We start from the raw sequence: 23,697 nt of genomic DNA, 5'->3' as shown, positions 1-23,697 counted from the left end.
ATATGCCAGAAAAAGTATTAGAAGTTAAAGACTTAGAAATTTCCTTTGATACTTATGCGGGCACGGTCCAAGCGATTCGCAATGTCAGTTTTGACCTTTATAAAGGCGAAACACTGGCGATTGTAGGGGAATCTGGTTCCGGTAAATCGGTAACGACGCGTAGTATTATGGGGTTGTTGGCGAGTAATGCCAATATCGATAAGGGAGAAATTATCTTTAAAAATGCCAATATCGTGGAAAAGACGGAAAAAGAAATGCAGAAGATTCGTGGCAAAGAAATTGCGATGATTTTCCAAGATCCGATGACCTCACTAGATCCAACGATGCCAATTGGCAAACAAGTTGCAGAATCTTTAATCATTCACAACAAAGTTTCAAAAAAAGAAGCTTTGGCTGCGGCTTTGGAGCTTTTAAATCTAGTCGGTATTCCCGATGCCAAAAAACGCTTGAAAAACTATCCGCATCAATTTTCCGGTGGTCAAAGACAACGGATTGTAATTGCGATTGCTTTAATTTGTTATCCAGAAGTTTTAATCGCAGATGAACCAACGACCGCACTAGACGTGACGATTCAAGCACAAATTTTGGAACTAATGAAAGACATTCAGAAAAAAATTAATACTTCGATTATTTTTATCACCCATGATTTAGGTGTGGTTGCGAATGTCGCCGATCGCGTGGCGGTTATGTATGGGGGACGGATTGTGGAAGTGGGTACAGCAGAAGAAATTTTTTATAATCCGCAACATCCTTATACTTGGGGCTTACTCGGTTCGATGCCAACATTGGAAGGGACAGAAGAACGTTTATACGCCATTCCAGGTTCTCCTCCAGATTTATTAAAACCACCAACCGGCGACGCGTTTTATCCTCGTAATGAGTTTGCTTTAAAAATTGATACCGAACAGGCACCGCCTTATTTTGAAGTATCTAAAACCCATAAAGCAGCGACCTGGTTATTAGCACCACAAGCGCCAAAAGTTACACCACCAGCAGAAATTGCGCGCCGTTGGAAAATTTTTGAAGAAAAAAAGCTTAAGGGGGTCACCTTGTGAAAAAAGTGTTATTAAAAGTAAATCATTTACAACAATACTTTAACGTCGGACGCAAAGATGAAGTTAAAGCAGTAGATGATATTAGCTTTTCCATTTATGAAGGGGAAACCTTTGGCTTAGTGGGAGAATCAGGCAGTGGTAAATCAACTACTGGTCGGACGATTATTGGTTTAAATACACCGACTGGCGGCGAAATTGATTTTGATGGCCAAGATGTGATGAAAATTAAAGGGAAAAAAGCGTTAAAAGAATTTCGACGAGATGTCCAGATGATTTTTCAAGATCCTTATGCGTCTTTAAATCCTCGGATGAAAGTGCGGGATATTATTGCAGAAGGCATTGATATTAATGGCTTAGCCAAAGATGAAAAGGAACGGAATCAACGGGTGGATGAATTACTTGAAACAGTTGGCTTAAATCCGAGTCATGGCACGCGTTATCCCCATGAATTTTCCGGCGGTCAAAGACAGAGAATCGGTATCGCCCGTGCGCTAGCTGTCAAACCAAAATTCATTATTTGTGATGAACCCATTTCAGCTTTGGATGTTTCCATTCAAGCCCAAGTAGTAAACTTATTGCAAGATCTACAAGCACAACAAAATTTGACGTATTTATTTATTGCCCATGATTTATCGATGGTAAAACATATCAGTGATCGCATTGGGGTGATGCATTTAGGTAAATTACTTGAAGTCGGAACCAGCGATGCCATTTATAATCACGGTGTTCACCCCTATACCGAAAGCCTGCTGTCGGCGATTCCACTACCCGATCCAGATCATGAGCGTAATCGCAAGCGCATTAAATATCAAGTACCACCAGATGACGGCAAACAGCGGGGAATGCACGAAATAGCAGCGGGACATTACGTTTATTGTACCGCCGATGAAATTGCCTTTTATCAAAATAAATTACAGCAAAAATTGGCGCAAACGCAAACTGCCTCGTAATAAAAAAATACTTAAATGCGAAAACCATGACCCAAAAATGAGAAAGTGTAAAAAGGTTGGAAAAGAGGCAAAGGGAGGCCACTTCCAAACCGCCACAACTGCAGCTGTAACAGCAAGGGGAGGCAGGTACAAATTAAAATATTAAAAGCGTACAAATTTCGTATTTATCCAGATGAAGCACAACAAGAATTTTTCATTAAAACTTTTGGCTGTGTGCGATTTACTTACAACACGTTGTTAAAATTACGGCAGCAAAATCCAAGTGATGAAAGTACTTTACCCGAAAAAATGACTGGTGTTTGGGAGAAAAAAACGACGGCTACGCCCGCTAAGTTAAAAAGAGATTATCCTTTTTTAAAAGAGACAGACAGCTTAGCCCTAGCCAATGCCCAACGAAATTTAACGAAGGCTTTTCAAAACTATTATCGTGGTCGCGCCAGTTATCCGAAGCTTAAGAGTAAAAAAAACGCTTGGCAATCGTATACAACAAATAACCAAGGCCACACCATTTATCTCACCAATGAAGGATTAAAACTACCAAAGTTAAAGAGTAAAGTTCCTATTCATCAACACCGCCAGGTTTGCGGTAAAATTCGTTCTGCGACGATTTCTGCCAAAAATCGGCAAGAGTTTTATGTTTCATTATTATGTGAAGAAGAAATAACAGCATTACCCAAAACGGGTTTTGATATTACCATCACTTATGACCCCATTAAGCTAATTGGCACGAGTAAGGTTCTTTCTGATCGGCCTAATTTTTGTCAACAACGGCTGTTAGTCCAATTAAAAAATGCGCAACGAAAGCTTTATTGTCGGGGAAAAAGTGCGCAACGGCGCAATGTTAAGTTAGAGCAGGCTAAAAATTATCAAAAACAAAAACTACGCCTCCAAAAGCTCTATATCCATCAAATCAAGCAAAAAGAAGATTTTATGGAACAACTTTCAATTGCGCTTTTACGTCAATTTGATTTGGTGACGGTAACGATGCCAAAAGCTTTTGAGTCGCTAAGCGCAAATCACTCAGCCGCTATTCACCAAGACTGTTCTGCTAATTATAAAAATACAGCAGTCAATTTTACAATAAGGGATTGGAATCGTTTTGTACTAAAACTCAAATATAAAGCCAATTGGTATGGAAAAAAACTGATTTTTACTGATCAGGAAAAAGTAATCTGATTAAAAAAATTTCTGCTGCACTTAAAAAGTATTTTTAAAACTGGAAGGAGCTCCAGGGATCGCCTTGGGTATATAAAAAGTGCCACTGCACTTTTGTTTCTAGGAATCCGCTCACTAATTATGATAAACCATGAACAGCTTCTTTTATTAGAAGTTGGACCATAGATAAGCTTATGAAAATAACTTGTCTATGGTTTTTATTTTTTGCTTAAAGAAATTATCTGCTTTTTATAAGCGTTAAACGCGCGCGATACGGCAATAAGTTTAAGCCAAAAGCTTGAGAAATTTGAGGGATAATTTATTAAAATTTTATCTTATTGCTAGCGAGATGAACGAGTTTGGACAACCTTTTTTTGCCGAAAAACCAAAAAATTTTACATAAAAAAGAGCGAAATGAGGCATTTTATTTTTAAAATATGATCGAAGGCGGTATCCTATTAGTACACCAGATTGAATACAAACAAAATTGTGGTGTAATTTTTTTAAGAAAGAAGGATGTAAAAATGGGATTAATTTGGTCATTAATCGTAGGCGGTGTCATTGGGGCAATCGCAGGTGCTATTACAAATAAAGGCGGTTCAATGGGAATTATCGCAAATGTTATCGCAGGGTTAGTTGGTTCAGCGATTGGACAATCATTATTAGGAAATTGGGGACCTTCATTAGCTGGGATGGCAATTATTCCGTCAATTATTGGCGCAGTAATTTTAGTAGCGATTGTTTCATTCTTTTTTGGTAAAAAAGCCTAAAGGAAAAATTTACAAAAGAAGTGCCATCATTTTTTAGCTGGTATTTGAACGGCTTAACTTAGCCAATACTGAATTTTTTAACCGTCTTTTGGTAACAAATATTTTTAATGAAGTATTATCCTAACACAAGTTTACTATTAAAGAGTGGACGACAGGTCTTATTAAATTTCATTTTTTCTTTCTTCAGAAGGAAAAGTTAGTGTTAAAGCTATTATAATTGTCTTTAATAGATGAAGTTGTCAGGATAAAAAGAAGTCAGCATTTTCTTGCTGACTTCTTTTTTTGTAAGTAATAGGAAATAATTTGAAGAAAGGTAAGCTACGCGTTTAACCAAGTGCTACTACAAATGTTTCATAAGGACGTAAGGTTAACCCGTTCAATTTGTGATACTCGTGGGCGTAGTTTGCAATAATTGTTTTTTTAGCGTGATAAGGCAGTGAGATTGTCTGCTTTTGGTCAGAAAAATTCGCACAAATAAGCCAAGTTTCACCCTTATAACTGCGAGTATATGCAAAAATAGTTTCTGCAGTAGCCAGTAATTGATAATCTCCCCAGACAATGAGCGGGTACTTTTTGCGTAACTGAATCAATTTTTGATAAGTATAAAAAATCGAGTTGTCATCAGCTAAACGATTGTCTGCATTTACTGCTTGAAAATTAGAGTTAATGGGATACCAAGGTGTTACGTTTTCATCAGTGAAACCGGCATTTTTATTGCTGTTCCACTGCATGGGAGTACGGGCGTTATCGCGTCCTTTGGTATTGATCGCTTGTAGAATAGTCGCTACTGGCGTTCCTTTTGCTTTTTCTGCTTCATAATAATGGATGCTTTCAATATCATCGAGTTGGCTAACTTGGGTGATTTTTTGATTTGTCATCCCCAACTCTTCCCCTTGATAAATAAATGGGGTTCCTTTCATCATGTGCAATAAAATCGCTAACATTTTACTACTTTCAGTCGGATAGCCATCCGCATTTCCCCAGCGGGATAAAATACGTGGTTGGTCGTGATTGCTCCAAAATAGACTGTTCCAAGCTTCTTTTGGCAATTCTGTTTGCCAGCGGGATAAAACAGTTTTCAGTTCTGGCACAGCTAAAGGTTTCAAATTCCATTTTGAAGTTTTTGGTACTTCATCCAAAGCCATGTGTTGAAATTGAAAAATCATCGCTAATTCTTTGCGTTTAGGATCGGTATATAAAGGTGCGGTTAAGGGCGTTACACCACCAGTTTCTCCAATTGTGACCACATCGCGGCCTGCTAAAACTTCTTGATACATCTCTTTTAAATAGGGATGTAAATTAGGCCCATCACCAATAATTTTTTGATCAGGTATTTTACCGATTAGCTCAATCACATCTAAGCGAAAACCACCTACCCCTTTTTCCAGCCAAAAATTCATAATCTGCCAAACTTCTTTTCTTACTGCTGGATTTTCCCAGTTTAAATCCGGTTGTTCTTTGGCAAATAAGTGAAAATAATATTCTTTTGTTTCAGGGACATGTTCCCACGCGGAGCCACCAAAAAATGAATTTAAGTCATTGGGTAATCCATTTTTATCGGAACGAAAAATGTAATAATTTTTGTAATGCATATCTCCTGCCAAGGCTTTTTTAAACCATGGATGTTCGTTAGAGGTATGGTTGACAACTAAATCGATGATAATTTTGATACCAACTTCTTTGGCTGCGGCAATCAAATTTTCCATTTCTGTCATCGTGCCAAATTCAGGCATAATTGCACAATAATCGCTCACGTCATAACCGTTATCGACATTCGGAGATGCAAAGACAGGAGATAGCCAAATCGCATCGATACCTAATTTAGCTAAATAAGGCAGACGTGCGCTAATACCGTTAAGATCACCAATACCGTCGTTGTTGCTGTCTTGAAAACTGCGCGGATAAATTTGATAAAAAACACTTTGTTGCCACCACTTTGGTTTCATAATAATACTCCTTTCGCGATTAACTCGTAATAGGTGAAACGTTTTTCTTAAATAGTGAAATATTGGCACCAGAATTTTAACATGAAAGTATTTTCAAAGCATCATTTGATTAAAAAAATGTCATTTAATTTTAGATAAATCCTTATAAACAGCCAATTTATTTAACGAAATAAAGTTTTTTTATAGAAAAAGATAGAAAACGGTTGCAAATTGATTGACGGCATTATATACTCTGTTCGTAGAAACGTTTCACCAAAATGAAATACGGAGGAAGAAAGATGAAGATTTCGAAAAAGCTTTGTTTATTAGGTGTAACTGCAGCGATGACATTGGGTGTTTTGGCTGGTTGCGGGTCAGGTTCTGGCGGAAATTCTGCTAAAGATGACAAAGTGCTAAATATTTGGGGGATGGGAGAAGAGGTAAAACAATTATCTAAAATGACAGATAAGTTTACCGATGAAACTGGTATTGAAGTTAAAATTCAATCAATTCCATGGTCAAATGCTCATGACAAATTATTAACAGCTGTTGCTTCAAAAAGTGGTCCTGATGTGTTGCAAATGGGGACAACTTGGATGCCTGAATTCCAAAAGGCCGGCGCTTTAGCAGATATGAGTAAATACATCGAAGAATACGACAATTTAAAATCAGAAAACTTCTATCATGGTTCGGTTGAAACAACAAAATTTGATGATAAATACTATGGTATTCCGTGGGCAGCAGAAACGCGCGTATTGTTCTATCGTACAGATGTTTTAGAAAAAGTGGGCTACAAAGAAGCACCAAAAACTTGGGAAGAATTAGAAGATGCAGCGAAAAAATTAGCCGCTCGTGGTGATAACAAATACGGAATTAACATCGACAGTAAAGAACAAACATTAGGATTTATGTTTGCCCGTCAAAATGGTTCACCATTATTAGAAGACGGCAAGCCTGTATTTAACCAAAAACCTTTTGTTGACGCTGTTTCTTACCTTAACAACTTTATCCAAAAAGGCTATGCGCCAAAAGAAGATTTAGGTTTAGATGTATCTCAAACATTCTCTGGCGACGATGCAATGGTACCAATGTTTATCAGTGGTCCTTGGATGGCAAAAACAGTGAAAGATACAGTGGCAGATGTTGATGGCAAATGGGCCATTGCTACTTTACCGAAAAAAGAAAATAACATTTCTTCAATGGGTGGTTCAAACTTAACTATTTTTGAATATTCGAAGAAAAAAGATGACGCAGCGAAATTTATCGAATTTATGGCACGACCTGAAAATCAATTAGAGTGGATGAAATTAACGGATGCCTTGCCAACTGCACTAAAAGCTTGGGAAGATGATTCATTGAAATCTGATCCAATTTATAGCGTCTTTAACGAACAATTACAAAATTCTGAACCAATGCCATTGATTCCTGAATTTGAAGAGATTGCGCAAAATTATTTGAAACACTTTGAACAAATTTATCTTGGTGGCGCTGATGTACAAAAAGAAATGGATGCCTTTAACCAAGAAGCAGAAACTACTTTAAGTAAATAAATGTGGTAGTTGGTTTGGCGATAAAAAACGTTAACCAAACCACAAATTTTAGGAGTGGTCCAAAAGTCCAGCTTGGGCTTTAGCCACTCCTTGCTTTTGGCAATCTCGTCATTAAAACATCATTTAAAAAGGGGGCGCTTTCCTTGCGAAAAGCCAAAACTAGCAAAGCACCATATATTTTTATCGCTCCGGCGTTGATTTTACTTTTGCTATTTTCTATTATTCCAATTTTTGTTGCATTTTTTATTAGTTTTACTGATATGAGTCTTGTTGGGCTCGCCGACTGGTCACAAATTAAATTTGTTGCTTTTAAAAATTATCAAGATATTGTTTTTGATCCCGTTTTTCTAAAGAGTATTAAAAACACCATTTTTTATGTTGTTTTTGGTGTACCGGTAGTCATTGCCTTATCAATGGGTTTAGCTTTAATGATTAACTTTGGTAAAAATAAAATTTTCTCTGCTTTTCGGATGATTTTTTATACACCTGCAATTACAAACGTCGTCGCTGTCGCAGTTGTATTCGCTTATTTATATAATCCTAGTTTTGGTTTTTTGAATTATTTATTGTCTCTGCTACATATCGATGCTGTTCCGTGGTTAACCAATCCAGTGATGGCCAAAGTTTCCTTGATCATTTTAGGGGTTTGGCGAGCAGTAGGCGCCAATATGTTGATTTTTCTAGCGGCTATTCAAGGGATTCCAAAAGAACTATATGAAGCAGCTTCTCTTGATGGTGCCTCAAAACGACAACAAGTTTGGTACATTACTATTCCATCTTTACGTTTTTCAACTTTCTTTGTCACAGTGACAACGTTAATTGGTTGGTTACAATTCTTCGAAGAGCCGTTTGTTTTAACCAATGGTGGACCACTAGATTCCACGACTTCTGTGGCACTGTTCATTTATCGTAATGGTTTCCAATTAAGTAAATTTGGTTATGCCGCAGCTGGCTCGTTCATTTTATTTGCAGCCATTATTATTGTCACCTTGTTGCAATTTAGAATGCAACGCAAAAACGCAGAAAATCAATTATAAGTGAGGTAGCAAAAGATGACCAAAGAAATGCAAAGTAACCGTCGTGCCAAAATTGCAATCGGAATTGCCTTAGCGATTGGTGCGATTATTTGGATGATTCCTTTTGTCTGGATGATTCTTTCTTCTTTTAAAACAGACGCGGAAATCATGCAGTTTCCTCCTAAAATTTTACCTGAACAGTTTTCTTTTGATAACTTCAAAGAGTTGTTTGGTGCTTTTAATTTTATTGTTTATTTAAAAAACACGTTAATTGTCGTAGCCTTTTCTTTTTTAGGCATGTTCTTTAATGCAATGGCTGGTTTTGGTTTTGCCAAATATAATTTTAAAGGTCGGGAACCTTTATTTTACTTAGTGTTGGCAACAATGATGATTCCCGGACAAGTAACGATGATTCCCGTTTATTTAATCATGAATTCATTAAAATTAACCAATACTATGGCTGGGATTATCTTGCCAGGGTTAGTGGGAGCCTACGGGATTTTCTTATTCCGACAATTTGCTTCTGCGATTTCTAATGAACTTTTAGAAGCAGCCCGTTTAGATGGTGCTAGTGAATGGTTTATCTTCACTCGTATTATTCTACCAATTTCAAAACCTGTTTTGGCAGTTCAAGGAATTGCGACATTTATCGGTGGTTGGAATTCATTCTTATGGCCGTTGATTATGGCAAACGACGAAAAATACTACACCTTATCTGTTGGGTTGCAACTACTAAAAGGTCAATATGCCAATAACTATTCCTTACAGATGGCCGGTTCAACGTTTATGGTGGTGCCGATTTTAATCATCTTCATGTTTTTACAAAAATATATTTTAGAAGGTTATAACGTTTCAGGAAACAAATAACTACCCACGTATACGCTAAAGGAGGATGCAGCAATGGAACAAGCACAATTAACTGCATTGGTACAAGAAATGACATTGGCTGAAAAAGTCGATCAATTATTACAGTTAGCTGCTGATTTTTATTCACAGGCCGCCGAAGAAAAAACCGGTCCGATGACAGAGATGGGCTTAACTGATGAAAATATTCAAAATGCCGGTACTATTTTAGGGTTATCAGGTGCGAGCGAAGCAATACGAATTCAAAAAGAATATATGGCAAAAAATCGCTTGGGGATACCAACTTTACTAATGGCCGACATTATTCACGGTTTTCGGACAATTTTTCCGATTCCATTAGCACTAGGTAGCAGTTGGGACTTAGCTGCCGCTGAAGAGATGGCACAAGTTTCCGCCAAAGAAGCCGCAGTTTCTGGTTTACACGTGACCTTTTCTCCGATGGTGGATTTGGTTCGCGATCCACGTTGGGGACGCGTGATGGAGTCGACAGGAGAAGATCCTTACTTGAACGCTCGTTTTGCCGAAAGTTTTGTTAAAGGCTACCAAGGAGACGATTTAAAAAATGATTTTAGTCGGGTTGCCGCTTGTGTTAAGCATTTTGCCGCTTATGGTGCAGCTTTAGCAGGGCGAGATTACAATACAGTGAATATGTCTGAAAGACAACTAAGAGAAAGTTATTTACCCGGTTACAAAGCAGCACTAGACGCAGGGGCAAAATTAGTGATGACATCTTTTAATACGATTGACGGAATTCCTGCTACAGGGAATAAATGGTTATTCCGCGATGTATTAAGAGAGGAGTACGATTTTGACGGGGTTGTAATTTCTGACTGGGGAGCAGTAAAAGAATTGATTCCCCACGGTGTTGCCGCAGATGAAAAAGAAGCGGCGCAACTAGCTATTGCAGCAGGCGTCGATATTGAAATGATGACGACTTGCTATACCCACTATCTAGCAGAGCTAATTGCTGAAGGGCGTGTCGATGAAGCCTTACTGGATGAAGCTGTTTTACGTATTTTAGAGTTGAAAAATGACTTAGGACTTTTTGAAAATCCATATCGCGGTGCCAGCGTTGCAGATGAAAAAGTAATTTTATCGCAAGAACACCGGCAATCTGCCCAAGAAATTGCTAAAAAATCGATGGTGCTATTAAAAAATGACGAGAATATTTTGCCGTTAAATACGACGGAAACCGTGGCCATTATCGGTCCAGCCGCCAACAGTCAAGATGTTTTAGGGGCATGGTCATGGCAAGGAAAGATGGAAGAAGCGGTCTCTTTAGTTACAGGTGCGCAAGCTTACAGTCAACAGTTATTGATTGGAAAAGAAACTTTTGATTATTTTACTCCAAGTGATGCAGCGCTTAACGAAGCTATTTTACTAGCAACAAAAGCAGATAAAGTTGTCTTGGCGCTCGGAGAAGCAGAGTGGATGAGCGGAGAAGCAGCAAGTCGGAGTGATATTACCCTACCAGCAGCACAAATTGCGTTGTTTGAAGCAATTAAAAAAGTTAATGACAATATTATTGTGACATTATATAACGGTCGACCACTGGATTTAAACGGTATTGATGAAGCAAAGGCGATTGTAGAAGCGTGGTTTGGTGGAACAGAAACAGGTAATGCGCTAGCTGCTATATTATGGGGGGATTATAACCCGTCTGCACGGTTATCCATGTCATTTCCAGAAAATGTCGGCCAAGTTCCGATTTTTTATAACTGTGATAATACCGGACGTCCTTATGAAAGTGCGCCGCAAGAAAAATATGTTTCAAAATATTTGGATGTTTCCAATTACGCCAAATATCCTTTTGGTTTTGGCTTAAGTTATAGTCAATTTTCATATCGAGATTTTGTCCTGGATCAAACAGAATTAACTAAGGACAGTCAAATTAAAGCGACTGTGACTGTGACCAATGAAAGTGATGTCGCTGGAATAGAAACAGTGCAATTATACCTCCAAGATTTAGTCGGACAAGTCGTACGGCCAATTAAGGAATTAAAGGCTTTTGAACAAGTGTCATTAGCAGGTAAAGAAAGTCGTAAAGTTTCGTTTACCATTACAGAAGAGATGTTGCGTTATGTCCATCAAAATCAAATGACCACCAGTGACACTGGAGCCTTTTTAGCGATGGTGGGACCAAATAGTCGCGATTTAACTGCAGTAAGATTTAATTTAGTGAAGTAGGGAGTTAAGACAATGACACAAATTATTTTAAAAGGAACAGATGTCAAAGCGGCGTTTTTACCCACAGGGGATTTATATGAACTAACTAGTAATGAAATCATGATTAATCAATTAAACGGTAATGCATTAGACGGTAGTGTTAACCAAATCTATTTACGTAATTTTGCCAATGAAATCACTGCAACACCTTTAATTGGCTCCAACAGTGCCAGTACTTTTTCAAAAAGTGAAAATGGGGTAACGTGGCAAGGCAACGTGGGGGAGATTTCTTATCAAGTTGATTTTACTTTAAGCCCAAAAGATATTTGGTTTTGGACAGTGACATTAAAAGGTTCAGGACAAATTGTCGATGTCGTTTTCGCGCAAGATTTGGGTAATGCAGCAAAAGGGGCAGTTCAGTCAAATGAAGCTTATATGTCCCAATACGTGGATCATAAAATTACCGAAGGCGCAAACGGTTATATTATTACTTCACGGCAAAATCAACCGCAAAGCGGCACTTTTCCAGTTGTAGAACACGGTAGCTTAACCAAAAACCGAGGCTATTTAACAGATGGCTATCAATTTTTTGGAACAACTTTCAAAACAACTAATGTGCCTGAAGCCCTAGCAGATGATCAATTTGCTAATGAAGTCTACCAATATGAATTTGCTTATCCGGTTTTACAATCAGAAAAAATAACATTACAAGGTTCAACAGAAGTTATTTTTTACGGTGGGTTTAAAGAAAATCAGCCCCAAGCAGTAACAGAGCCGATTTTTAGTAATGAACAGGTAGCAGAAGCTTATCTTAAACCAACCATTCTCGCTAATTCTGAGCAAAATGCGCCTCAGAAAAAAATAGGGGCACCTTTAGTGGGGCGTAAGTTTACCACTGCAGAAGTAAATGCTCTATTTCCGGAAAAAGAACAGGTAGAAGTAGATGAAAATGGTCTACTGTCCTTTTTTACCGCTAATTATCACCATGTTGTCTTACAAGAAAAAGAAGAGCAAATGGAACGGGCAACTGGGCATATTTTATTAAGTGGCACCGATTTAACTGTGGATCAGCCACTACTTGCTACAACTGTTTACATGTATGGCATTTTTAACTCACAAGTGGTTTTAGGAAATACTTCAATGAACAAATTGATGAGTAATAGCCGTAACGCGTTAAATGTTTTAAAACATTCCGGGCAACGCTTGTATGTGAAAGAAAGCGGGCAATGGCGCTTATTAACGATGCCATCCGCTTTTGAAATGGGCTTAAATTCAGCTACTTGGTATTACCAGTTAGCAGATGACTTATTGACAATTACTACTTATACCATAGCAGATGGTCGTGAGATTCGCTTAAATTGTCATAGCGCAATTGGCAAAAATTATACTTTTGCATTAACCAATCATCTGCTGATGGGCGCAACAGAAACGCCGGTTTATCAAATGACACATGTTGAAAATAAACTGATCATTAAACCAGCTGCCACATCACCTATAACAAATGAGTATCCAGATTTAACTTATTATATGACAATAGATACAGGCTTTACGGTTAGTGATGAGCGTCTCTTTGGAGTGGAAGCTAGTGATTTAAATGTTTTGCTTATAGAAGATGTCGCAGGTTTTGAAAGTAGCATCCAAGGTTCTTTAACAGGAGCTGATTTTAAGGTAACACAAACGGATTTCATTGCAGAAGATGAAGCTTATTGTGATTTTATCGATGGCTTATTGCATCACTTTAAATTGGAACATGAAACAGTAGATGTTAGCAGTATGAACTATCTAAGTCGCTGGTATGTTCACAATATGTTAGTTCATTATTTATCTCCTCATGGCTTAGAACAGTATGGTGGGGCAGCATGGGGTACGCGGGATGTTTCCCAAGGGCCAACAGAATTTTTCTTTGCCATCAATCGTCCTGAAGTAGTTAAAGACATTATTAAAAAAGTTTATGCAAATCAATTTGATGACGATGGCAACTGGCCGCAGTGGTTTATGTTTGATCGTTATGAAACGCAAAAAGCTGACGAAAGTCATGGTGATGTGATTGTATGGCCAATGAAAATTGTCGCAGATTACCTCGCAAAAACAGGGGATTATCATCTTTTAAAAGAAGTTGTGCCCTATACTAAACGCAGTGACTTCTATAAAACAACAGAAAGTTTTACTTTGTTTGAGCATTTGAAAAAAGAGGTTCAATATATTGAAGACCATTTTCTAGCGGGAACTTATCTTTCTTGCTATGGGGATGGAGACTGGGACGATACCTTACAACCTTATGATAGTCGTTTGAAAAAACACATGGCATCAAGTTGGACTGTGGCATTAACTTACCAAGTGTTAAATAAACTTAGCGCTGTTTTAGCGGCAGTCGATAAAGATTACAGTAGTCACTTGGCAAAACTTGTCACAGGTATTAAAGCTGACTTTAATAAGTACATGTTAGCCACAGATGTTATTCCAGGTTTTGTCTATATGGAAGAAGATGGGTCAACAGAATTAATGATTCATCCTACCGATAAAAAGACGGGGATTCAATATCGCTTATTACCGATGACACGTAGTATGATTGCAGAATTATTAACACCAGAACAAGCGCAAGCTCATCTGGCTGTAATCAAAGAAAACTTGCAATTTCCAGATGGTGTGCGTTTGATGAATCGTCCTGCCCATTATGCTGGTGGTGTCAGTACCAATTTCAAACGGGCAGAACAAGCAGCCAACTTTGGACGAGAAATCGGCTTACAATACGTTCATGCGCACATTCGTTTTACAGAAGCGATGGCTAAATTAGGCCAATCTGAAGAGACTTGGCAAGCATTGCAGACGATTAATCCCATCAATTTAAAAACACGGGTAAAAAATGCCAAATTACGTCAATCAAATGTTTATTTCAGTAGTTCTGATGGCGATTTCAAAACAAGATATGAAGCACAAGAAAATTTTGGTAAACTAAGAGATGGAAGCGTTGACGTGAAAGGTGGCTGGCGTATTTATTCCAGCGGACCGGGAATTTATTTAAATCAATTACTCACCAGTGTTTTAGGCTTAAGAGAAGACAGTCAAACGATTGTACTGGATCCTGTTTTGCCTGCTATGCTCGATGGGTTGAAAGTGAATTACGCCTTAGCGACTAAACCGGTTGTTATTACTTTCCACAAGGCGCAAGACGGCAAGAAAAAATTGTTAATCAATGGTAAAGTGATAGAAGCTCCCTTAGAAGCCAACCCGTATCGTCATGGTGGATTTGTTTTAAGTAAAACAGATTTTGTTGGTTACTTGGCAGCTGGCAATCAAATTGAAATTTATTGCTAATTGGCAGTAGTATTAATAAATAATGATTTTGATAATGTGACCAATTTTGGTTACATTATCAAAATTAGGGTAGAAAAGTTGCATTTTACATAGCAACAAACTAGATTGTGATGAATTGGAATAGGAGCGTAAGGCACATGGTTGGTATTAAAGATATAGCAAAAGCCGCAGGGGTATCAATTTCCACAGTTTCCTATGCTTTAAACGGCAGTACCAAAGTAACAGAACAAACCCGTCAGCGGATTATGGCCATTGCCGATGAGTTAAACTATGTTCCCAATATGGCAGCCCGTACATTAAAAAGGCAACAAACCAATATTATTGGGGTTTATTTAGCCGATTATGCTGGTAGCTTTTATGGTGAATTATTGGACGGGATTAAACGTGGATTAGCAGCTTATGATTATGAGATGATTGTTTGTAGTGGTCAAAAATCGCATTTATTTATTCCTGAACGCATGGTAGACGGTGCGATTATTTTGGATTGGACATTTAAGACAAAAGAAATCGAAATGTTAGCTGATCGGGGTCATCAAATGGTGGTATTGGATCGCGAAATTAAAAAAGATAATATCTCCCGCGTTTTACTTGATAATAAAGGTGGTGCTACTTTAGCGGTAGAGCGACTGCTAGCAGCAAAAACCCAGCACGTCTATTTAGTAACCGGCTCAATGGGTTACGATAACGAACAGCGTTTACAGGCCAGCACCAAAGAATTAACGCGTTTTGGTATTGCGTATGAAATCATCACCGGTAATTTCACCGAACCTTCTGGCTATGCCGCAGCTGAAAAAATAGCCGAAAAAATAGATCAGGGTCAGGTAATGTTTCCCATTGATATTTTTTCTTTTAATGATGAAATGGCTGTGGGGATTTATAAGTTTTTTTCAAAACGCAAAGAAAAAATTGGGCAAGATATTCGCATTGTCGGTTTTGATAATATTGAAATCAGTTCATTTTTAACACCACGACTAGCGACTATTGCATACTCTAAACATCGCTGGGGTATGGTGGCAGCTGAGAAGATTATTCGCCTAATACAAGGCGAAAAGGTGGAGGATGAAGCAATTTATACCACGTTTGTTCCCGGTGCTTCATTAGGATAATAAATAAATTCCAGTGTGCGGTTGCTACTAATTAATTTTAAGCAGCTGTGAACTGGATTTTTTATTAGTAAATACCACGTTGGTTCGTGGATAAAGGAGTCTTTTTGATGACAATTTGTCAGCTAAATTTTAAATCACAAATTTTAGATTTAAGTACCAGTGTCAGTATTTATTTGCCAGACACAGTGTCAGTTTCTGATGCGCCAGTCCTTTATTTATTACATGGCTGGTCAGATGATTGCAACGCTTGGTTGAATCAGACGAATTTAGCACGCCAAGCCCAAAAATATCCCTTTGTTATTGTGATGCCACAAGTGGGTTTAAGTTATTATACCGATATGGCCGCAGGCGGTGACTATTTCACCTTTTTGACTCAGGAGTTACCTCAAAAAATGAAGCATTGGTTTCAAATTGAGGCGGTTAAAGAAAAAATGTTTGTCGCTGGACTTTCTATGGGCGGATATGGTGCATTTAAATGGGCGCTCACCTATCCTGAACAATTTAGTGGCGCCGCTTCACTTTCAGGAGCGTTAGATGTTGTGAATATATGGCGCAAAAGACCAGAACGCCAAAAACATCTTGCGGCTATTTTTGGTGATTTACAGAAACTTAAAGACAGTCAAAATGATTTATTTACCTTGCTGAAAAGACAAGACCTAGTAGAAAAATCTTGTGATACGTTTTTTTTACAAATGTGTGGGACTGAAGATTTTGTTTACGCTGATAACCAACGTTTTTTACAAGTAGCTAAAAAATCTTTCAACAACTTTGAATACCAAGAAGGTCCCGGCAATCATGACTGGGATTATTGGGAAGCGGCAATTGGAATTGTTTTGCAGCGTTTTGCGGCAATTTATGCGAAATAGTATAGCAAAAAACATCTTATTCTGACTCGTACGAGAAGATAAGATGTTTTTTACTGACATTGAAAAGCGATAACAATAAAACGTATGACGCTTAAAACGTATTTGTAATGTAACGGATTGATTATGTAAGGCAAGCTGATTAGTTCGCTATTTATTAACACTTTAAGTGAGTTAACAGGCAATATTGTAGAATCAGCTCACTTTATAATATTTTTTTAGCAAAAGGCTGGTTTAAAAAGCTGATATTACGCAAGCCTGTAACTAGAAAATTTAGCTGAAGCTTATTTCTTTTTCCGTTTATATATTACAAATCCTATTACCACACACAATACCACTACAGCAATTATCGGAACTAAATAATGGGGTGTTTCTACCAAAATATCGGTGGGGCCATCACTTTGACCAATAATATCGCTACTCACTTTTTCCATCGTAACTCACCTCCATTCCTATTTTAGCTGAATATAATTTTATTATATAGAATTAAATAACAGTTTATAATATTTTGAAACGACTTAATATTGATTATTCTATTTCTATTATAAAAAATAAATAACGAAAGAACAATGGAAGTTACACTGGAGTTACTTCGTGATAAAATTTAATCATAATCAGCAAAATTTTTTCAAGTAGTCTTAAAGATAGTGATATCTTTTGATCCCCACGAAATACTAGGCGACTGCAACTAAGATTACGGGGAAAAGCTATCACGGATAATAGTTTGTAAATATTTATCAAAAAACAACTAAAACTCTAACAAAATTTATGATTTTGTTAGAGTTTTTTTATCTGGTAAATTTCCTAACCTTAGGAAAAACAACGGTTTGAAAGCGGATACTAAAAAAACTAAACTAAACATGTAAGAAAGAGAAGGGAATGGTAAAAATGGCGAAAAATATTTTATTAATTTGTGGCTCTGGGGCTTCAAGTGGTTTTATGGCTGCATCGATTCGTAAGGCAGCTAAAAAGCGAGGGGAAGAAGTGACAGTCAAAGCGGCAAGTGAATCGCAACTTGACGAGCGCATTAACGAAATTAATTATCTTTTAATTGGGCCGCATTTGTCTTATATGTTAGATGAATTAAAAGAACAGACCAAAGGAAAAGACGTTAAAGTCGCTGTGATTCCTCAAGCTACTTACGGCACGTTAAATGGAGATAAGGCATTGGATTTAATTCTAAGCATGGAGGGTTAAACAATGATGAATAAAATTATGGACTTTATGACGAATAAATTTGCTCCAAAAGTGAATAAAGTAGTTAAAAATCCTTGGGTTGCTGCTATTCAGGATTCGATTATGGCTGCATTACCATTAGTATTTGTGGGTTCATTGGTGACTGTGGTTTCCTTATTAAAGAATATTTTTAGTGGTTTACCCGACTTTTCAATGATTAGTAATTTTTCTTTTGGGATGTTTGGCTTAGTTGTCTCATTTTTGATTCCTTATTATTTGATGGAGAAAAAGGGAAACAGCGGACAAAAATTAATCTCTGGGGCAACGGGTTTGGTTTTATTTATGATGTTATTATTCCCCACTGTAACAGCTGAAGGAAATGCAACATTTATTCTTTCTAGATTTGGCGCTACTGGAATGTTTCTAGCGATTATTTCAGGGCTGTTTGTTTCTTGTATTATGAATTTTGCGGCAAAACATTCTTTATTTGATGAAGATACACCTATTCCTGATTTCGTCGTAGGCTGGTTCAATAGTTTATTGCCAATAACATTCATTTTATTAGTGGGTTGGTTTATTACTGTGCAAATGAATGTTGATTTCTTTGAAGTCGTTATTTGGGCCTTTAGTCCATTAGCTAAAATTGTACAGTCTTATCCAGGCTTTGTTCTATCAGTATTTATTCCAGTTTTCCTATATACTTTCGGAATTTCTGGTTGGGTCATGATGCCAGCAATTTATCCGGTCTATATGGCAGGATTAGCTGCTAACGCAGAAGCAGTTGCCAATGGTGGTCAAGCAGTAAATATTGCAACACAAGAAACTTGTTATGCATTTTCATCGATGGGTGGTGTTGGGACTACCTTAGCATTGTCCGTGATGATGTTACTTTTAAGTAAGTCTGCCTAGTTAAAAGCAATTGGTAAAGCAGTGTTTGTACCTTCTATCTTTAATATTAATGAACCACTGGTTTTTGGTGCACCTATTGCTTTTAATCCTTATTTAATGGTGCCAATGTGGATTAATGCATTAATTGTACCAACTATTTCATATGTAGTGATGAATATGGGATTAGTCAATATTCCTAGCCAATCATTTTTACTTTGGTACATGCCATATCCATTTACTTCCTATTTAGCAACACAAGATTTCCGCGCCATTATCGTCTGCGCTTTGATTTTTGTAATTACTTGGTTTGTATTCCTACCATTTTTCAAAGCTTATGACAATTCGTTAGTAAAACAAGAAAAAATCGCTGAAGAACAAGAAGCAGCAAAAACGATGCAGGCTTCAATCGTTCAATAATTGGAGGAATTTGTATGTCACAACAGTTTGTTGAAACAGATAGTTTGAACGAATTATCTATGAATATTCTAATTCATGCTGGTAATGCGCGAGAGCTATTAGTTAAAGGTTTAAATGCACTCGAAGAAATGGATTTTTCTACAGCTGAAAATTTTGTAAAAGCTGCGCGTAAAGAAGTTGTGGTTGCCCACGGACTACAGACAGATACGTTACAGATGGAAGCTTCAGGCGAACAAATTCGCTACTCAACATTATTTTGTCATGCTCAAGATACATTGATGACAGCCCAAAGTGAAATTTTAATTGGGGAACACATGGTACGCTTATTTAAAAAATTCGCAGAAAAAATGAATTAGAAAAAATGAATTAGGAGGATGTTCAATGTTTTCAGAATATAAATTTCCAAAAGATTTTTTATGGGGAGGAGCCATTGCAGCTAATCAAGCAGAAGGTGCTTATAAGGTAGCTGGTAAAGGAGTTAGCTTAGCTGACTTACATTTATACTATCCAGATAAAACAAATGAGGAAATTTCCGCCGAACAACATAAAGGAATGTCATTGGCTCAAGTTAAAGCAAATATGGTAGATGAAAAAGGGTATTATCCAAAACGGCATGGAATCGATTTTTATCATACCTATCCTGAAGATTTAGCTTTATTAGCAGAAATGGGTTTTAAAACGTTTCGAACATCGATTGATTGGACACGCATTTTTCCTACCGGTGAAGAAACAGAGCCAAATGAAGCAGGTCTGGCTTATTATGATGCGTTGATTGATAAGATACGTGAATTAGGTATGGAGCCAATTATTACGATGTTACATTATGAAACACCTGTGGAAATCACTTTAAAATATGGTGGGTGGAATAATCGTTCTGTCATCGACTTATTTGTAAAATATGGCAAAACAATTTTGGATCGCTACAAAGATAAAGTGAAATATTGGATTGTAATCAATCAAATCAATTTGATCCAATTTGAACCTTTCAACTCAACTGCAATTCCTTATGATACGGTAGATAATTATGAAGAAGCAAGTTATCAGGCGGTCCACAATCAATTTGTTGCTAGTGCCAAAATCTATGAATACGGCAAAAAAGTAAATCCAGCTATGCAAATTGGCACAATGGTCGCAGATTGTACGGCATATCCATTTTCTTGTGATCCTGATGATGTTAATTTGGCTTTACGCCGTAATCGCATGGAATATTTTTATACAGATGTACAGTTTCGAGGCGAATATCCACAATATGCTTTGAACTATTTTGCAGAAAACAATATTCATATTGATATTACTGCAGAAGATAAAGAAATATTAAAAGAAAATACGATGGACTACCTTGCAATTTCTTATTATTACTCTCAAATGGTGGATGCAAAGAAAAATGATATGAATCCAGCATCTGTGACACCAAATCCCAACTTAAAAGCAAATCCTTGGGGCTGGGCAGTGGATCCTAAGGGGTTATATAATTCATTATCACAATATTGGGATCGTTATGGCAAAGAAATTATTATTGCAGAAAATGGCTTTGGTATGTATGACCAACTAGAAGATGGCCACATTCATGATGATTACCGAATTTCATATTTAGCAAGCCATATTGATCAAATAAAACGGGCTATGTATGACGGTGTAGCAGTAATTGCTTACTGTGCGTGGGGTCCAATTGATATCATTAGTTGTTCATCTGCGCAAATGGAAAAGCGGTATGGTTTTATCTATGTTGACCTTGATAACGAGGGAAAAGGTAGTGGCGAGCGGATCAAAAAAGATAGTTTTTACTGGTATAAAGATGTTATTTCATCTAATGGGGAAAAACTATAAATTAAAGCAACTGATAGGTGGGATACGAGTCTTAGACTTGCGTATCCACCTTTTTAAAGTATTAAAAAGCAAAATTTTCTGCAAAGTAGATGCTAGAGGAGTTGAAAAAAGTGGCCACCAAAAGACAAAAAGATATTGTTGCGTATCTCACAAAAAATCAAAAACGGTGGGTGACTGCAGGCGAACTAGCAAAATTTTGTGGTTGTACTACTCGGACTATACGCAATCAAGTAGCTAAATTGAATGAAGAAGAGCAACAAATTCTTTCTAGTACGCAAGGTTATCGCATTGATGAAAATAAGAAGAGTTTGTTAAAACATGATTTGGATGATACAAAAGAAGATCGTAAGGCACAATTATTTTTATTGCTACTCAAAAGCACAGCAGCCGGAATAGATCTTTATGATTTAGCTGAGAAACTGTATATTTCAGAATCGACGTTGAAAAATGATATTCAGGCCTTGCGACAAGAAATGCAAACAAAGAATTTAAAAGTCACCATCAGTGATAATAGAATTTATTTAGCAGGTTCTGAACGTGATAAAAGACGATATATGATTTCATTACTCTATGATGAAGGAGACTACCAAGAAAAGCTTAAGTATCACATTCAAGATATGATTGGTGAAATCTCTTTAGCAGATTTAGAACGAAGAATTCGAGATGTTTTAGCACTGCACCAAATAAAAATAAATCAATATTCCATGAATAATATTGTCTTACACTTTGCCATTAGTATTGAACGGATTCGTCAAGGAAATAACTTGAAAATTATTAAAGATTATCCGTTAAACATTCATTCTACTGAATACCAAATAAGTAAAGAAATTACAGATATTCTTTCTCATTTTTATCAAATTGATTTTTCAGATTCTGAAATTCAGCAATTAGCGTTACTATTTGTAGGGCTACAAAATGAATACTTAACAACTCATAAAGAAAGTAAATTATCAGAATTTGTTGAATTGCGTTTTATTAAAGTTTTGCAAGAAGTATTAAGTGACGTAAAAGAAACTTATCTTATTGATTTACAAGATGAAGCTTTTTTTAATAAACTCGCTATTCATCTGCAAAGTTTATATGATCGCTCGCAATATGAACGCTTTACTCGTAATAGTAGTTTATTAGATATTAAAACAGCCTACCCTTTAACTTACGATATTGCGGTCTATATTTCGATGTTATTACAAGAAAAATTGGCGATTTGGTTTAATGATGATGAAATTTCTTTTATCGCTTTGCATATTGGTGCTTATTTAGAAAGTAAAAAAGATAGCGGGCCTAAATTAAGAGTATTGGTTGATGTAAATGATTATCACGATTTTGAAACAACGAATATTAAAAATCTACGTAATGCTTTAGAAAAAGATATCACCATTGTAGAAGTAAAAAATCAATTAAATGATATACAAAATTGTGATGTTTATTTAACCTCAGATCGGGAAAAAGCAGTAGAAGTTAATGGGGCCGTATACGTTCATCCCATCTTAACTCGAAAAGATTTGGAGAAAGTGCAAAAGCGAGTCACAGCGAAGAAAAAAAGTTGTTGGCGTCAAAAAATGTTCAGTTATATTGATCGCTTCATGGTAGAAGAACTTTATATTGGTCAGTTTGACCCTAGTGATAGCACACCAGAAACTATTCGACAAAAAATGTTTCAAAAAATGTTTGTGTCAGGTTTTGTCAACTCAGAATTTTCTAAAACGATGGAAAAAAGAGAAGCAATGTCACCGACAAGCTTTCCATCAGGGATTGCTGTTCCACATTCCATTGAACAAAACGCACAAAAGAGTGCGATTTCAGTAATGACGTTACAAGAAAATATACGCTGGTGCAATTATTCTGTGGAAATGGTAGCACTGGTTGCCATTGCGCAAGCAGAAAGTAAAGAGTTCAATGAATTCTTTGAAATGTTTATTGAAATAGTTTCTGAGCCAGTTAACGTCAAACAATTGGCAGCTACCGATGAATTTACAGAATTCATTTTAAAATTAAAAGTATTGGTGGATGCGGATGAATAATATTTGGAAACGAATCATAATTGTATGCCTAGGAACTGTAATTGCAGGTTTTGGCGTACAACTCATTGTTACGGCTAACTTAGGTTCTGATTCTGTGAGCACATTAATTTTAGGCTTATTACAACATACGACTATCCCTTTTGGTCGTTGGAGTCAGCTATTAAGTCTTTTATTTTTACTGAGTACTTTTATTTACAAAAAAGAGCTATTAGGAGTTGGCAGTCTCATTAATACTCTTTTATTTGGAGAAGCAATTTCTTTTTGTGCTAATTTTGTGCAATTTGAAAACAGTCGTCCTGCAATAATAAATTTTATTTATTTACTTTTAGGCTTCACTTTAATGGCTCTAGGAACAGCTATCTATTTAAGAGCAGATTTAGGAGCGGGCCCAGTTGAAGGAATTATGTTTTGTCTTTGTGATAAATTACAATTCTCGTTGAAGTATAGTCGAATCTTAATTGATTTTACTATTGTCTTAATAGGTTTTTTATTAGGAGGATCAATAGGAATTGGTACTTTTTTTGCAATTTTTGCTCTGGGGCCGATGATTTCAGCTTTCTTACGTGTTTTTAATATAATTAAGGTGAAGATTAGCTATCCGCTCCAAACAACAGAAAAATAAATTTAAAAAGA

18 protein-coding genes and 1 pseudogene are annotated in these 23,697 nt (G+C 36.7%); 17 read left to right on the top strand and 2 right to left on the bottom strand.

Annotated features, from left to right (window positions below):
• The first annotated feature begins 2 nt into the window (after positions 1-2).
• From RU96_RS09540 to RU96_RS09525, 4 genes are all read left to right on the top strand, one after another.
• Complete coding sequence (locus RU96_RS09540; RefSeq protein WP_071865305.1) at positions 3-1,055, top strand: ABC transporter ATP-binding protein; 1,053 nt, start codon at positions 3-5, stop codon at positions 1,053-1,055.
• Positions 1,052-2,005 (top strand): ABC transporter ATP-binding protein, encoded by a 954-nt coding sequence (locus RU96_RS09535; protein WP_071865304.1) that lies wholly within the window; start codon positions 1,052-1,054, stop codon positions 2,003-2,005. Before RU96_RS09540 ends, RU96_RS09535 begins: the two co-directional genes overlap by 4 nt.
• 132 nt (positions 2,006-2,137) lie before the next feature.
• Positions 2,138-3,181, top strand: a complete 1,044-nt coding sequence (locus RU96_RS09530; RefSeq protein WP_071865303.1) for an RNA-guided endonuclease TnpB family protein — start codon at positions 2,138-2,140, stop codon at positions 3,179-3,181.
• Positions 3,182-3,684: 503 nt separating this feature from the next.
• Positions 3,685-3,930: a GlsB/YeaQ/YmgE family stress response membrane protein gene (locus tag RU96_RS09525; RefSeq protein WP_071865302.1), complete on the top strand. Its 246-nt coding sequence runs from the start codon at positions 3,685-3,687 to the stop codon at positions 3,928-3,930.
• Positions 3,931-4,256: 326 nt separating this feature from the next.
• Here the strand turns inward: RU96_RS09525 and RU96_RS09520 are convergent, their stop codons facing one another.
• Positions 4,257-5,876, bottom strand: a complete 1,620-nt coding sequence (locus tag RU96_RS09520; protein WP_071865301.1) for a glycoside hydrolase family 13 protein — start codon at positions 5,874-5,876, stop codon at positions 4,257-4,259.
• A gap of 278 nt (positions 5,877-6,154) precedes the next feature.
• Between RU96_RS09520 and RU96_RS09515 the strand changes: the two genes are divergently transcribed.
• From RU96_RS09515 to RU96_RS09485, 7 genes are all read left to right on the top strand, one after another.
• Entirely contained in the window at positions 6,155-7,405 is a 1,251-nt protein-coding gene (locus RU96_RS09515) for a sugar ABC transporter substrate-binding protein (protein WP_071865300.1), read from the top strand.
• 143 nt (positions 7,406-7,548) lie between these two features.
• Positions 7,549-8,442 (top strand): carbohydrate ABC transporter permease, encoded by an 894-nt coding sequence (locus tag RU96_RS09510; protein WP_071865299.1) that lies wholly within the window; start codon positions 7,549-7,551, stop codon positions 8,440-8,442.
• 15 nt (positions 8,443-8,457) lie between these two features.
• Positions 8,458-9,288 carry a carbohydrate ABC transporter permease gene (locus tag RU96_RS09505; protein ID WP_071865298.1) on the top strand — a complete coding sequence of 277 codons (831 nt, stop codon included), beginning with the start codon at positions 8,458-8,460 and terminating at the stop codon, positions 9,286-9,288.
• A 33-nt stretch (positions 9,289-9,321) separates the two neighbouring features.
• Complete coding sequence (gene bglX / locus RU96_RS09500) at positions 9,322-11,472, top strand: beta-glucosidase BglX (protein ID WP_071865297.1); 2,151 nt, start codon at positions 9,322-9,324, stop codon at positions 11,470-11,472.
• Positions 11,473-11,484: 12 nt separating this feature from the next.
• Entirely contained in the window at positions 11,485-14,766 is a 3,282-nt protein-coding gene (locus RU96_RS09495) for a GH36-type glycosyl hydrolase domain-containing protein (protein WP_071865296.1), read from the top strand.
• A 137-nt stretch (positions 14,767-14,903) separates the two neighbouring features.
• Complete coding sequence (locus RU96_RS09490) at positions 14,904-15,872, top strand: LacI family DNA-binding transcriptional regulator (RefSeq protein WP_071865295.1); 969 nt, start codon at positions 14,904-14,906, stop codon at positions 15,870-15,872.
• A 107-nt stretch (positions 15,873-15,979) separates the two neighbouring features.
• Entirely contained in the window at positions 15,980-16,738 is a 759-nt protein-coding gene (locus RU96_RS09485; protein WP_071865294.1) for an alpha/beta hydrolase, read from the top strand.
• A gap of 281 nt (positions 16,739-17,019) precedes the next feature.
• Here the strand turns inward: RU96_RS09485 and RU96_RS12850 are convergent, their stop codons facing one another.
• Complete coding sequence (locus tag RU96_RS12850) at positions 17,020-17,169, bottom strand: sodium ion-translocating decarboxylase subunit beta (protein WP_143350961.1); 150 nt, start codon at positions 17,167-17,169, stop codon at positions 17,020-17,022.
• A gap of 445 nt (positions 17,170-17,614) precedes the next feature.
• Between RU96_RS12850 and RU96_RS09480 the strand changes: the two genes are divergently transcribed.
• The 6 genes and pseudogenes from RU96_RS09480 (at position 17,615) to RU96_RS09455 (ending at position 23,686) form a co-directional block, all read left to right on the top strand.
• Complete coding sequence (locus RU96_RS09480) at positions 17,615-17,932, top strand: PTS sugar transporter subunit IIB (RefSeq protein WP_211269909.1); 318 nt, start codon at positions 17,615-17,617, stop codon at positions 17,930-17,932.
• A gap of 6 nt (positions 17,933-17,938) precedes the next feature.
• Positions 17,939-19,216: pseudogene (locus tag RU96_RS09475) on the top strand (PTS sugar transporter subunit IIC).
• A gap of 14 nt (positions 19,217-19,230) precedes the next feature.
• Positions 19,231-19,572 (top strand): PTS sugar transporter subunit IIA, encoded by a 342-nt coding sequence (locus RU96_RS09470; RefSeq protein WP_071865293.1) that lies wholly within the window; start codon positions 19,231-19,233, stop codon positions 19,570-19,572.
• 25 nt (positions 19,573-19,597) lie between these two features.
• Positions 19,598-21,043: a glycoside hydrolase family 1 protein gene (locus RU96_RS09465; protein WP_071865292.1), complete on the top strand. Its 1,446-nt coding sequence runs from the start codon at positions 19,598-19,600 to the stop codon at positions 21,041-21,043.
• 110 nt (positions 21,044-21,153) lie between these two features.
• Complete coding sequence (locus RU96_RS09460) at positions 21,154-23,064, top strand: BglG family transcription antiterminator (RefSeq protein ID WP_084035488.1); 1,911 nt, start codon at positions 21,154-21,156, stop codon at positions 23,062-23,064.
• A complete protein-coding gene (locus tag RU96_RS09455; protein ID WP_071865290.1) occupies positions 23,057-23,686 on the top strand; it encodes a YczE/YyaS/YitT family protein in 630 nt (209 codons plus the stop codon). Before RU96_RS09460 ends, RU96_RS09455 begins: the two co-directional genes overlap by 8 nt.
• Positions 23,687-23,697: the final 11 nt, after the last annotated feature.

Source organism: Enterococcus canintestini, assembly GCF_001885735.1.
In the GTDB taxonomy this organism is placed as follows: Bacteria; Bacillota; Bacilli; order Lactobacillales; family Enterococcaceae; genus Enterococcus_C; species Enterococcus_C canintestini.
The sequence above is the reverse complement of the archived record's forward strand: the minus strand, read 5'-3'. Positions and strand labels throughout refer to the sequence as shown.